The organism is Candidatus Tumulicola sp. (genome assembly GCA_036490475.1).
In the GTDB taxonomy this organism is placed as follows: Bacteria; Vulcanimicrobiota; Vulcanimicrobiia; order Vulcanimicrobiales; family Vulcanimicrobiaceae; genus Tumulicola.
The window spans coordinates 334773-347845 of sequence record DASXDT010000005.1 but is presented as its reverse complement, the minus strand read 5'-3'; the positions used below and the strand labels follow the sequence as shown (position 1 = coordinate 347845).

General features: G+C 60.6%; 10 protein-coding genes. 7 read left to right on the top strand and 3 right to left on the bottom strand.

What is annotated here, in order from left to right; all coding sequences use genetic code 11:
* Position 1: 1 nt before the first annotated feature.
* Both VGF98_05300 and VGF98_05295 read right to left on the bottom strand, forming a co-directional pair.
* Positions 2-1795, bottom strand: coding sequence for an ATP-binding protein (locus VGF98_05300; GenBank protein HEY1681031.1), 1794 nt, complete (start codon positions 1793-1795; stop codon positions 2-4).
* A complete protein-coding gene (locus VGF98_05295; GenBank protein ID HEY1681030.1) occupies positions 1785-2783 on the bottom strand; it encodes a hypothetical protein in 999 nt (332 codons plus the stop codon). Before VGF98_05295 ends, VGF98_05300 begins: the two co-directional genes overlap by 11 nt.
* Positions 2784-3087: 304 nt before the next feature.
* Here VGF98_05295 and VGF98_05290 point away from each other — a divergent pair, with 304 nt between their 5' ends.
* The 6 genes from VGF98_05290 (at position 3088) to VGF98_05265 (ending at position 11194) form a co-directional block, all read left to right on the top strand.
* Positions 3088-4584, top strand: coding sequence for a TerB N-terminal domain-containing protein (locus tag VGF98_05290; GenBank protein HEY1681029.1), 1497 nt, complete (start codon positions 3088-3090; stop codon positions 4582-4584).
* Positions 4584-5813, top strand: a complete 1230-nt coding sequence (locus tag VGF98_05285; protein ID HEY1681028.1) for a BREX system ATP-binding domain-containing protein — start codon at positions 4584-4586, stop codon at positions 5811-5813. The genes VGF98_05290 and VGF98_05285 overlap by 1 nt, the downstream gene beginning before the upstream one ends.
* A 5-nt stretch (positions 5814-5818) precedes the next feature.
* Positions 5819-8020 (top strand): DEAD/DEAH box helicase, encoded by a 2202-nt coding sequence (locus VGF98_05280; protein HEY1681027.1) that lies wholly within the window; start codon positions 5819-5821, stop codon positions 8018-8020.
* 119 nt (positions 8021-8139) lie between these two features.
* Positions 8140-9330 carry a hypothetical protein gene (locus VGF98_05275; protein ID HEY1681026.1) on the top strand — a complete coding sequence of 397 codons (1191 nt, stop codon included), beginning with the start codon at positions 8140-8142 and terminating at the stop codon, positions 9328-9330.
* Between the two features lie 473 nt (positions 9331-9803).
* Positions 9804-10154 carry a response regulator transcription factor gene (locus VGF98_05270; protein ID HEY1681025.1) on the top strand — a complete coding sequence of 117 codons (351 nt, stop codon included), beginning with the start codon at positions 9804-9806 and terminating at the stop codon, positions 10152-10154.
* On the top strand, positions 10151-11194 hold the full coding sequence (locus VGF98_05265) for a HAMP domain-containing sensor histidine kinase (protein ID HEY1681024.1): 1044 nt from the start codon (positions 10151-10153) through the stop codon (positions 11192-11194). The genes VGF98_05270 and VGF98_05265 overlap by 4 nt, the downstream gene beginning before the upstream one ends.
* A gap of 114 nt (positions 11195-11308) precedes the next feature.
* On the opposite strand, the gene VGF98_05260 is transcribed toward VGF98_05265, so the two are convergent.
* The gene (locus tag VGF98_05260; GenBank protein ID HEY1681023.1) at positions 11309-11626 is read right to left on the bottom strand and encodes a hypothetical protein; all 318 of its coding nucleotides are present in this window, start codon (positions 11624-11626) and stop codon (positions 11309-11311) included.
* Positions 11627-11795: 169 nt separating this feature from the next.
* Here VGF98_05260 and VGF98_05255 point away from each other — a divergent pair, with 169 nt between their 5' ends.
* Entirely contained in the window at positions 11796-13070 is a 1275-nt protein-coding gene (locus VGF98_05255) for an efflux RND transporter periplasmic adaptor subunit (GenBank protein ID HEY1681022.1), read from the top strand.
* The last annotated feature ends 3 nt before the right edge of the window (positions 13071-13073 follow it).

Here is a 13073-nt window from a genome sequence, read left to right as displayed (position 1 = left end):
CCTAAGGCGCGACCTGGTCGACCGGGTCGATGCCGGCCGGCATATCGTTCGCGCCGATCGGGTCCTCGGCGACGTTCGTGGCATACGGCGGGAAGGGAAACACAATGGGAATCGGCGCCGGTACGACGGGCTGGTCGATCACCATCGTTCCCGGCAAAAAGCGCACCGCGCGCTGGCGTAGTTCGGCTGAAAGGAATTTGTAGTCGTCGGCGTGGCTTGCGTCCAGACGCCCGACAACCTTGATGGAGGCGTTGTCGACAATCGTGCTCTCAACGCGACCGGCGTTCTGCTGACACCCGACGAGGATGACGCCAAGACTGCGACCGCGCGCTGCGATGTCGACCAGCATTTCTTTGATCGGACTGCGACCCTCGCGCGGCGCGTATTTGTTGAGCTCATCAAGGACAATGAAGCGCAGCGGTTCGCGCCCGCCCGTCTGCTTTTCTTGCCAGACCTGATCGAGAAGCGAGCCTACAACGAAGCGCTGCGCGTCGTCATGCAGGCTGTGGATGTCGACGACGTTGACGGTGTCCGAGAGCTCAAGCGTGCGCGCTTGGCGATTCACGAGATGACCCATGCGCCGACTCATGGCGATCAAGCGCCGCAGGAACGCATCGATCGTAGCGGGGGCCAGACGTGCCGAGGCCCACGGAGCACCCAGATTATCATCGAACCGGTCTTCGAGCGCCGAAATAAGATCAGAGAAATCCTCAATGACGGTGTCGCCCGGTTCTTCGGGTTCGGCGGCCGCGCGGTTGAGCAGGTCCGAGGCACGCTCGAAATCCCGCCCGCGGCCGGCCACTGGGTATGCCTTGAGAATGACGGCGCCCGGATGCGTTGATGATGCGACTGCGTGGCGAGCGAGCAGCGCACGAACATGCTCGACGACGAAGGAGACTTGGTTTTGTTCGCGCGCGTCGGCAAAGACATACTGGAGCAGCCCACGTCGGACGAATTCCACCGGCGTCCACCCGTAAATCGTGTATTCGCTGTCGCGACGATGTCCGACGCGAGCCGCTAGTGGGCCGTCTCCGGCACCGGGCAGCGGGGGCACGAAGAGACGTACGCTGCGAAACGGTTGTGGATTGTCGACGCCTAGCGCCGCCCACATCTCGCGAGCCCGAGCGTCGCCTTCGAACTTGCGATTGGGACGATCGATGTGCAGCAAGTCCTCGCCCTTAACGTTGAACACTACCGCTTTAGTGCGTCCTACATAATTGCCGAGTAGCCGCCGACCGGCATCCGTCTCCAGCAACATATAGAGAGCGAAAAGTGCGTAGGACGTCTTGGTCGCAACGCCCGAGATGCCACTGATTGACAGATGGCCGCCTTTGTCGCCGTTGAAGAAGCTCCAATCTACGTAGACCGGTTCGTCGAGGTGGTCAAGGCCCAGCGCCAAGCGGTTTTCTTCCATACGATCCTGGAAGAGCGCCATCTCACGTTGTACACCGCGCGCGAGTTCGGCGCGCGCACCGGGTAGCGGCGGCATCCATCGCTCCGGGTCCACTCGCAGAATCTGAACGACGATCTTGCGAACCCGTTGGCCCGGCATTGTTTTCGTGCCGCAGATGCGCTGCGTATCGCTGGCGAGCCGCGCGCCTTCGATGAGACCCACCCCTTCGACGACGATTCCGAAGTGCGTCAATTCGCCCGATCCGTCGGCGAGCGTTTGTCGCACGACGACGAGATCGTCCAGTTGAACGACCGCGTGGTCGGCCAGCACCACTTCGAAGCGCTGCGTTGTAGCGTTAGTAGAGCCATCGATGTACCCGAGAAGATTGTCGTTACGTTCCATGACGTTCTCCATTACCGTTGCGGGCGTGGGCGGCCACGGCGTCGCGCGCCGCTCGTTCAGCGAGTTGCGAATCACCGAGAAGGTGGCGTAGGCGAGTTTCGAGCGCTCCGATGGGCTGTAGGTTTTGCGGCGCGCGCGGGTCCGCGTGTGCGACACCGGCGAACCGCGGTAGCGTAACGGCAAAGCGGTGTGCCATTGCGCGAGCTTCGTCGAGCGGCAACGACCCAGCAAATTCCAAGCGCACGATACCGGCCATCGGCGGAGCATACGGACCACGGGGAGCTAGGCGGAGATACAGGCCGTATCGATTCGAGCGCGTTAACCGGAAGAGGCTCGTTCGCCAACCCGCGGGCAGCTCGGGCAGCTGCTTTGATTCAGCTTCGGGGAGAAGCCGGACGTGGTGGGTCTTGACGTAGCCAGCGATGTTGCGCTTGTCGTAGGTAGAAGCGAACCACAGTGTGCCGTCCAGAAGGACGAGATAGCCTTCCTGGGCGAGCTGGTCGCCAAGGGTCGCTTCCTTCTGCCGCATCATTTCCTGGAGTCTGCGCATCGGCGCTCCGGGGTGGGCATCGGAGCTGACGGCCTCCTTCCACGACCACCCGCCGGCCAGAGGCAGTAAGGTTCCCTTACCGCCACGTGACCAGACGAGGAGTCGCTCGACGATTTCAGACGAAAATATCGGCGTCTTGTCCGGTTCGCAGATTACCGCGCCGACTCCATAGGCGCCGGTAATTCCCGGTAAGACGTGCCCGTCGACGTAGGTCGAAACGGCGGCTTCCTGGCGGCGGACGCCATCAACGAACGCGATCGCGATCGGCTCGGCGGGGGTCGGCGCGACAAACGCAAAGCCTTCCTCGGGCATGATCTCTGCGCCGCCGGCCTCGGCATCCTCGTCGATCTGCATGGGGCTGTCGTACGCGCTCGACCAGGGCTCGACGAAAATTTCGGAGCCTTCCGTGGTCGTGGGATCGACGATCTGATCGCTCATCGAGGCTCGCCCTTCCCCCGCAACGGCAGCCACCGCGCCTCGATAGAGGCGCGAGGTCGGTCGGTATCCTTCGGGCAGCCGCATCGGGTGTACTGCGTTTCCGGGTCGGCTGCCGTGGAGCAGTTGCTCATGTGACCAGATCTAGCACGGTGTCGTGCCATACGCCTGGCACTTCTCGTTCGGCAGCGTCGGGAATTTGCGTCAACTCTCGGGGAAGGCGCCCGATTTTCCTCGCGACGGCCCGGCTGAATATCGCGCCGCCAACCGAGCGGGTCGTGAGACGGGGGACCAATAAAGGGAGCGCGTGTGGATCCTGCTGGTGGGGATAGCCGTCTGGATCGTGGTGGCGCTGGTTCGGCATGCCCGGGCGCCAGCGCCGCGGCCGAGCCGCTCCTCCGCGGGGTGGCACCCGAGCCAGCGCTCGGTGTCGGACAAAGCGAGTCCGAAACCTCGAACGTCGCTGCGTGCAGCAACCGCTGTCAGTCGTAGCGTGCGTGGCGTCGATCCGCAGAAATTCCCACCGCGTGACGATGCACCGGAGGTCAGGATGCCACGGTGCGTCATGTACTACACGGCTTACGGGATGCTGGACCTTGACCAGCAAGCGTACTTCAGATATTGGCGTCGACGGTACGAAGAAGGTACGCGGCTCGACGCGGACGCTTCTTACGTGTATCTGTATATTTACGAGCTAGCATGCGAAGCGAAGACGTCAGACGGTCTCGAGAGCGCTTGGAGCAAACTGCTTTCGCAGCTAATCGGAACCGCGAGCGACAACATTGGACACCGTCTCGCGAATTGGATTGTTCATCTTCGTCTCCAACGCGAGTGCAGCGCCTTTACGGCGAAGTGGGAGCCCGTCGGAAACACGATTACGTTCGACGAGGTGACTGAAGCGATAACCGACGCGTCGCTGCTATTTGATTTGGCGCTGGCCGCCGGCGTCGCACCGCCATTTGATTCGCTATTTTCATTGCAGCTGCCGGTTTATTTCGATCCCGAAAGCAGGACGCGGATTAAACGAATGCTACGGGCCGTTGATACCTCGTCGCTTTTGGAGATAGCCGACCAGCACTCGCCGACACCTGAGCGAGTGAACCTGTTTCATGATATGGGTTGGGCGGCGGCGCGTCTTCAGCTCTTCGGACCGCTAGAAGCAAATGTCATCCGGTTCAGTCGCTCAGACTCAATACGCGACGCGGTTGTCAATCTGCTCGTAGCGCTGAACGACTTGAGCGGTGCTCCACCAGTAAAATATAACCCACGCCCGGCGCCGGTACCAACAAGCGATGATACCATTGGCGAAGCGGTGCGCAAGGCCATTGGTTCGTTGCCGCAAACCTCCTCGATCGAAGGATTGATATGGAGCGTCGAGCGGGTCTTCGACGACGGCGCTCTGCTGTTGCTGATGCTCGTCCTATGGCTCGAAAACAAGCCCTACATCGAAGGGGCTATTTCGTTCTCGAAGGACCTGCGATCGCTGTACGAAGGCGTAGGTGCCGACTTGGGGTTCAACGCGACCATCGGGACGATGCGCCGGGATTTCTGGACACTCTCGCACGGACCACGAGCAGTGTGGGTCTTGGAACCCGCACCAAACGTGCCGAACGATGTGAAAACGGGTGTAACGGTGGCACGCTTTACGAAGGAGATGCAACATCTCTTGAGGGGATCCGCGGCACGCGAGCAGGCCATGCACGCATTGGCCGTCAGAATTGCGCGTCGTCGGCGAACGAGCGCTGACGTCGTAAAGACTGCTTTCGAATCGCACACTGGCTGTTCACCGGGAGCTCTGATCTAATGGACGTTACTGCAATGCATGTCATCAAGGCGCTGAAGTTCGGCAAGGTACCACATGTTGGGACTAGGCGACTGTGCGTTGCACGCGAACCCGAGATTGCCGAGTTCGGCAACGTTCTCAAGTATATCGCTGGTGGCGGCTTCGACTCGCGCTATCTGCGCGGCGATTACGGTTCCGGCAAGACATTCATGTGTAGTATCGTTCGCGAGCTCGCCTTCGAGGCTGGCATGGTGGTCTCCATTGTAAATCTTAACCGCGAAGTTCCCTTTGGTCGTCGCGATCTGGTGCTGGCCGAAGTACTGCGCGGGTTACGCACGGTGAACTCGGGATCGAGTTGCGCCATGGGTGAGATTCTTGAACGATGGTTCTACAAGTACGATCCATCGACGCCGGTCGAAGTGAACAAGGAACTGGCTGAAGCGATCGCTCGTGTGTCATCCTCGGACCCGGGAATGGCAATGGGGTTGCGAGCCTACCACCGAGCGATGATCGATGGGAACGATATCCTCATGCAGGGCGTCGTTGATTGGCTACGCGGAGAGTCCATCGAGCGAGACGTGCGTGCCGCGATCAAAGTCGTTGGGAAGGTGAGCGCCGAAGGCGCATTCCGTCGACTGCGTGCGTTTTGCGCGCTGATGCGGGACGCCGGCTATCCGGGGATCGTAATTCTCATCGACGAGATCGAAGCCGTCCAACGCCTATCGAAACCACAGCGTGACGCTGCCTATGGCTCGATGAGAGAAATCATCGACGTCGGTCCCGTGGAGTTTCCCTACACGCTGTTCCTCTTCGCAGGGACACCCCCGTTTTTTGAAGACGAGTTCAAAGGCTGTGCCTCATATCAGCCCCTATGGCAGCGCGTCCGACCGCAGCAGGTCTATAGTCAGCGTGATCTGCGTCAGCCGATCATTCGACTTGAGGAGTTCGACGGCGACGCTTTACGCATGGTTTCGGAGAAGGTCCGCGAGCTGCACGCGCTCGCGTATGATTGGGACGCGCGGGAGCGTTTTCCCGAAACGAGCGTGCGCGCGCTGATCGCGGCGGCCGGCACGAAGTTCGGTGAAGTAAAACAGCGTCCCCGTGCCTTCCTCAAAGCGCTGGTGGATGCGTTGGACGCGCGGCAGCAAGGGCTGGACGTCGATCTCAATGCCATCGTCGATGAAGCAAAAGATACCGACACACTCTCTGCGGCTGCATTGGACGATGATGTGATCGAAGCCGCGGTATAGCTCCGTTGCCGGACGAAACGGGCGAAACGGTCACAGCCGCGCTTTTCCATAGCCTGGACGAGGGCGTTCAGCGCTGGATGCTGGAGCACGACTGGAATGACTTCACGCCGATTCAGCGCGCGGCGATTCCAGCGCTGCTGGCCGGCAACGGGGCGGTGCTCGTAGCGCCTACTGCGACGGGAAAAACCGAGGCGGCGCTACTACCGGTGATTTCCGAAATCCAGCGACAGAAGTTGCTCCCGCTTTCGCTGCTGTACGTCGCTCCGTTGCGCGCGCTGGTAAACGACCAGACACGCCGTGCGCGAGTCCTCCTCGAAGAGTGCGGATTGCGCGTGGGTTGGTGGCACGGCGATTTGCCGGCGAGCCAGAGGAAACGACTGCTTTCGTACGTTCCGGACGCGCTCTTTACGACGCCCGAATCGATCGAGGTGCTGCTCTCATCGGACTCTTATGGCCATGGTGGTCTATTAGGCGATGTTCACTACGTCGTGCTCGATGAAATTCACGCCTTCATCGGCGATGACCGTGGCACACAGCTTTTATCGCTTCTTGCGCGGCTAGAAGCGGGTAAACGTACGCCCCTCGTTCGTGTTGCGCTCAGCGCGACCGTAAGCAACCCTGCGAGAATCGCGCAGTGGATATCCTCCCCGCGCACCGACGCGCCTTCGATAAGCGTGATCATCGATCCTAAACCGCGCCCGCGACGGGTCGGTGTTGGCTATCTTGGGGCAGGCGACCGTAAGGACAAGGAAGATGAGGCGCGCGCCGTTCGACGTGCCGCCCAAGTGATCGCCAGGCACGCGTGTAGCGGGCGGATGATCGTCTTCGTGAACTCCCGGCGTGACGCCGAAACGATCACTCTTGAGCTCAAAGAAATCGGCGTACCGGCGCTCGTGCATCACGGCTCCATTCATCGAGAGGAACGGGAGCGCGTCGAACAATCGTTCCGCGACGACGATCGAAGTGTCATCGTAGCGACGAGCACATTGGAATTGGGGATCGATATCGGCGACATGGATTTGGTCGTTCAGATCGGCCCCTCGTTCAGTTCGCTGTCGCTGACACAGCGAATCGGGCGGTCCGGTCGTCGCGCAGGCCGCGATCCGAAGGGCGTCGTTTATGCGATGTTCGAGTCTGACTTGGCAGTCTGCCTCGCCGGGGCAGAGCTGACGGCCGAGGGCATCGTCGAAGAGTTGTATCCCCAGACGGCTGCATGCCATGTCCTTTTTCATCAGATTATCCAGTTACTTCGTGAGCGCGAGCGTGCTGACGAACCGGAGATTCGCTCAATACTCTCGGCTGCCGGAAGTTTCCGTGATCTCACTAAAGCCGAGTACGACGACGTCATCGGAGAGATGCTCGGCGACGGATATTTAGAACGCGATAGGGCGTGGCTGCGCGTCGGCCCCGAGACCGAGCGTCGCTTTTCCGCCATGGGCTATCGCGATTTTTATGGAGTCTTCGAAACGGAAACCGAGTGGACCGTACGTACGGCTTCACAGGTAATCGGCGCGATCGACAGACGCTATCCGATCGCACGCGACCGCGAAACATTTCTGGTGCTCGGAGGCCGGCGATGGCGCGTCGTAAAGGTCGACGAGTCGCATCTCATCCTTACCGTCGAGCCGTCGGAACGAGGCCCTGTCCCACAATGGAACAATAGTGGCCTAGGTCCGTCGTACGAGATCATGCGGCGAACTTTCGACTTGCTGTGCGGTCGGCGGTCCCAGCTCGAAACAGATGCGCTGTCTGCTAAGATGGCTCCGGCACGAGCGCAAGCTGTCGCCGACGGCTGGCAAATCGGGCGGATTCCCGTCTCAATGGAGGAGCGCGGCGTTCGTCTGCATACGTTCTTCGGCACTACGCTAAATGCGTATCTCGCGCTGCTCGTACGCGGAAATGAAAGCGTTCACGGCTCCGTCGCTACCAGCGAGTTTGTTGTCGTCAATGGCTTGGCTATCGAACCTGCTAAGACCGAGTTGCATGCCCTGCTGCAATCAAAAGAACTCCGAGAGCATCGGCTCGGCGTCGCCTTGAACGACACGTACGAGGGTCGCCTCGGGAAGTTTTGGGACTATCTGGGACCAAAGACCAAGCGGCACGCGTTGAGCAGATATTATCGCGTACTCGAGCCTGCTATCGAGCGGGCCGCGCGCGATGCGATGGCCGGAGCCGCCACAACGGACAAATCCATCATCACTCAGTAAAGCCTCCTTTTGTCTATATACGTCAAGTGGACGACCCTAAACAACTGAACTACGATCCGACGTACTTCCCACCTCGGGACGAACCGGTGATCGTTCCCATGCCCGAGAGAGCTGGATATATGAACCACTACCTCGCCATGAACGAGGAGCATCGGGCGTATTTTCGATACTGGCGCGCGATCTACGAGCGAGGTGAATCGGTTCCTGTGCATACGGGATATTTACACCTGTATTTACAGGAGCTCGGCGTAGAGGCGTCCTCGCGCGAAGAGCTCGAACGCCACTGGTTACAGCTTTATCACCGATACGGGGATGAGGCGCACAGCGGATTCCAACATCGCCTATCGGCATTGATCGTAGACCTTCGTTTGCAGCGTGGTTGCTTCGAGTTCGACGCGATCGCAGCCGGTTTGGTCGATCAGCGACTAGCGTTCGATTTAGCTATTGCTTCCGGCAAGGAACCGCCACTCGCCACAATGCTCGCAATCGACCAATCTGTCCGCATAGGGCGTGCGGCGCGAGAGACGCTGTTGGCGCTCTTTCCAAACATCGACACCGCCGAGATATTGGCGGTCGCAAAACGGAGCGCAGACGTTCCGGTCGAGCCCTATTGCGTTTTCACCCAGCTGGGTAGCACGATCATGGACCTATTGCGGTTCGGTCCGGGTGTAGTCAGCGTGCGGCGGTACAGCGAATCGGAGACCGTGGAACAAGGGGTATTATCTTTGGTATTGGCGTTGAACGATTTGTTGGGTAGTCCGGTTGTCTACCAGAGGCAGCCGTACGGACACACTGGGATGAGTGAGATGCTCGCCAAGGCGTTTGCGGCGACTGCCGAATCGCTTCCGAGCCGGGCATCGCTCGATGGTATCGCATGGAACGTCGAACACATCTATTCAGATACATGCCTCGTGTTAGTTGCGCTTGTCTTGCGTTTGGAAAGCAAACCCTATGTCGAGGGCGCGATTGCTTTCTCACGAGATCTGCGGCGGCTATACGAAAGTGTAGGCACCCAAATTCACCTTAGCCCCACAATAGGCTCGCTTCGCAAAGATTATTGGATGCTTTCGCGGGGTCAGCGAGCTTTGTGGGAGCTGTCGCCGGCGCCATCTTCGCACGGTGAGATTCAATCGAACGTGACAGTCGCCCGCTTCTCCAAAGACTTGCAGCGCCTACTTCGCGGCTCTGAAACCAGAGGCCGCGTTATTGACCTCGCTACAGTGGCCCTCGCACAACGGCGCAAGCTACGCCCTGAAGCGGTAAGGCGCATTTTAGATGACGCTGCAGCATCGGCCGACCACGAGTCTTAGATTTGGAGGTATTTCCAAGCTAAACATTGTTCCGCCGGGAACTACACGCAGACCCAGACGTTCCATGGCCAAGTTCCCAAAGTCGCGCAGGATGTATAGGGAGCAAGGAGACCGTTGCCGTCCAGAAGGCGCGGCGGGACTGCGCAGGTGATCCCAAGATAAACTTTCGGGAGGCCAAAGGGCGGCGGCAGTTCTTCCTGCCTTCTGCACTCGGGTCGTAGGTCGAGGGAAGCCCTTCTTCATAACGGGCCCCCAGCATCAGCTGTCTGACACCGCGCGTTCTCGCGTCAGGCAGAGTCTTAGGCGCGTCAGTTATGGTAATCCACGCGCCTTGACCTTGAACTAAAAAATCCACTTGGAAAGTGGATTTTTGGAACAGAGCAATTATTTAGCGATTCGGGCGCGGCTCTCCAATGGCTCTCAGAAGCGGCGACATCTGCAAACCGTTTTCGCCGCGCGAAGTCGCGGCGCGCGTGAAAGCGGTGTTACGGCGCAGCGGTACGCCGGTCGAGCCGGTAGGCCGGATTCTTTGCTTCGGACGGCTCGAGATCGACGAGCGCGCCCGCGAGGTCCGCGTGGACGGCCAAGACGTGCGGTTGAAGCCGCGCGAATTCGCGCTGCTCTTAGAGCTCGCTGCGAATCCAGGTATCGCGCTCTCGCGCGAGCGCTTGGTCGAAAAGGTCTGGGGTTTCGATTTCGACGGTGACGTTCGCACGATCGACGTGCATATTCGGCGGCTGCGCGCGAAGGTTGAGGAAGCACGTTCGCTGCCGTCGATGGTTCGTACCGTGCACGGGCTCGGCTACAAGTTTACCCCGGCGTGACGGCACTATCGGCCGGCGCATTCGCCGGTGCGATTAATCGTCGCGTCGGGCATGGATATCCAGTCGCGCTGATCGCGCTGCGCGATCGTTCGGGCGTCGTTCGTAGGGCCCGAAACGGCCGGCGCTCCTGCGTGCCGATCGTGCGCGCCGAAGACGTTCTGATGCACGAACCGCACGGCGGCACCTACGTGGTCGGGTTGTTGAGCGATCCGCGCGATGGTGCCGATGCGAGCGACCGGCACGTCCGCGGCGCCGCTTGCCGCATCGCGGGGGCGCTTCGGGAAAGCATGGGGTGTGCGTTTGAGAGTGCGTTCGCTCGGGTGACCCGTCCCGTTTCGGCCCGTGTGCTCCGCCGGATGTTGGACGACGCCTTTTGCCGGGACGAACGACGACGCGAACTCGCCGGCATCGCGCATGAATTGCGGTCGCCGCTCACGAGCATTCGCGGCCAGTTAGAGTTGTTGCTCGAGCCGCCCGGCGACGTGCCGGGGCGGCTGCAGTGCTTGGAGACCGCCCGCGGTGAAGTTTTGCGGTTGAGCCGGTTGCTCGACGGCATCGTCGACGTTTCGCTGCTCGACGGTAGCGCCATACGCCCGGACGCGACGTGCGACGTCGCACCCGCAATCGACCACGCCGTAGCGGCCATCCGTCCCCGCGCGCTTGCGAAATGCGTTTTGGTCCGCATAACGCATCGCGCTCGCGGTGCGGCTCGCATAGCTTCCGACGATTGTATTCGTGCATCCGTTAACATTTTGCAGAATGCAATCGATGTGGGCGCACGCACCGTGCACGTCGCTTCGAGCTCCGCCGGGGGCAGAGTTGCCGTTACGATCGACGACGACGGGCCAGGCGTGGATCCGCGCGAACGGCGCGCGATCTTCGAATGCGAGCGAAGGGGACGAGCCGGCTCAAATTACGCCGGAAGCGGTTTTGGATTGGCGGCGGTCGCCGCGATCGTCCGTTCCTGCGCCGGGCGTGTCAGCGTCTTACCGTCACGTTTGGGTGGAGCGCGCTTCGTCTTGTGGTTCGAGCGAGCGTAGGACTACCGGTCGGCCGAAGGTAGGCGCAATGCTGCAGGCAGGCGCGCGGCGTTGCCGTACCTGCAGCCAATGTGCGTTTCAGTCGTGCGCCTTTTTGGTCAGCGCCGAGTCGCTCTATGAATTCGGGCGGCGTCCCCCGACAACGACAACGTTCGAGTACTTGCGGACTCGTCCGAACGATTGATGGAAGGAACCGGTCACGGTTACTTGCGTCCCATCGGCTACGCTGGCGTCGCCGAACTGAACGACGTTGATACAGGTGCTGTCGCAGAGTTGATACCGCACCATTTGGCCACGTTGGGTCTTTCGCACGTGCGGGTCTTTGGCGGTTCCGCTGACGCTGACGGATTGGCCGTCATAGTCCGCCGCCGAGGTCGAGAGTTGCGTGGGCGTTGCGCTTTTCGCTCCGCCGCCGCACGCGGCTAGAGCCAACGACGCTACTATGACCCCGATGCATGTTTGGAGTCGTGGGCTTGAAGAAAAAGACATGGTCACCATCCTTTGTTACCGGCGGATTAGGATACGTACCGGCCCTGGGAAGCGTCTGAGCTATTTTGCGTTCCCCCCGGTAGTTCTCAGCTTGAGGAGTAGGCTTAATAACGTGAAACGAGCCCTGCTACGCGTGACGGCCACTTTAGCCGGCGTCTGCCTTCTTGCCGGTTGCGGCCATGGGGGTGGCCGGCAAAGTCGGCAAGGGGGCGCGCATGCCGGGTCGATCCCAACGGCGACGGCCAAGCCGGCGACGATCCACCCGAAGCTCAGCATCTCAGGCATCATCGCTCCCTACCAAAACGTGATGCTGACTAATAACTTGCCCGAGCCGACCGACTCGGTCAACGTGAACGAAGGCGATCGGGTCACTAAGGGCGAGGTGCTCGCCGTCCTCAACACTGCCGACCTGCAAGCGCAATACGAATCGGCCCAGCATACCGCCAGCTCGGATTCTTCGAAAGCTGACCAAGCGGTGTTCAGTGCTCAGCAGACGATCGACCAGGCGCCTAATACGGTTTCGACCGCGCGCGAAGCGCTCAACCAATCCCAATCCAACCTGAACCAGGCAAACGCCGATTTGGCTCGCGATCGATCGTTGGAGTCGCAGGGCTATCTATCGGCGCAATCGTTGCAGACCCAGCAGACGCTTGCGAACGTTTACACCGCCAACGTCCGTTCGAATCAAGCGGCGTTGAACTCTGCCGTGATCTCCCAACGCACCAACGGCAACCTGCAGCAAGGTCTGCAAGCTTCGACCATTGCCGCGGCGCGTCAAGATGCGGCCTCGGCTCAAGCCGACGCGCGCAATCTGAGCGCGCAAATCTCCCGCGCGACCATCGTATCGCCGGTCGACGGCATCGTCGTGAACCGCAATCTGAATCCGGGCGAATATCCGGGTTCGCGCACGATCTTCGTCGTGCAGCAAGACGACCCGGTATTCGCAGAACTGAATGCCTCGAGTTCCGACGTGTTTCGCGTGCATGCCGGCGCCCCGGTCGCACTAACGATTCCGGGCCAACCCAACGCGCGTTATCAAGGGTCGACCATCGGCGTGCTCGGTCAAGTGTCGCCTGGATCGACCAACTTCACCGTAAAGGTGTTGGTGCGCAATACGAAAGGCGCATTGGCCGCGGGCCTGCCCGTGACGGGCGTGATCGCGTTGCCGTCGGCCAGCGGTGTCGGCATTCCGGTCACCGCGTTTCTCGACGATTCGCACACATCGGTGATGATCGACAAGGACGGCACGGCGGCGCGCACGTCCGTGCGGGAAGTCGCTAACGACGGCACGACATCGATCGTCGAAGGCCTGAAAAGCGGCGCCACCGTTATCTCGAACGGGCAACTCGGGATTACGGCCGGCGAAGATCTCGAAGACGGTCCGTAGGAA

Bases quoted from the DNA above. Each gene is read 5' to 3' on its own strand.
- VGF98_05295 (HEY1681030.1), bottom strand. From the start codon at position 2,783: ATGAGCGATCAGATCGTCGATCCCACGACCACGGAAGGCTCCGAAATT.
- VGF98_05285 (HEY1681028.1), top strand. From the start codon at position 4,584: ATGGACGTTACTGCAATGCATGTCATCAAGGCGCTGAAGTTCGGCAAG.
- VGF98_05275 (HEY1681026.1), top strand. From the start codon at position 8,140: ATGAACCACTACCTCGCCATGAACGAGGAGCATCGGGCGTATTTTCGA.
- VGF98_05300 (HEY1681031.1), bottom strand. From the start codon at position 1,795: ATGGAACGTAACGACAATCTTCTCGGGTACATCGATGGCTCTACTAAC.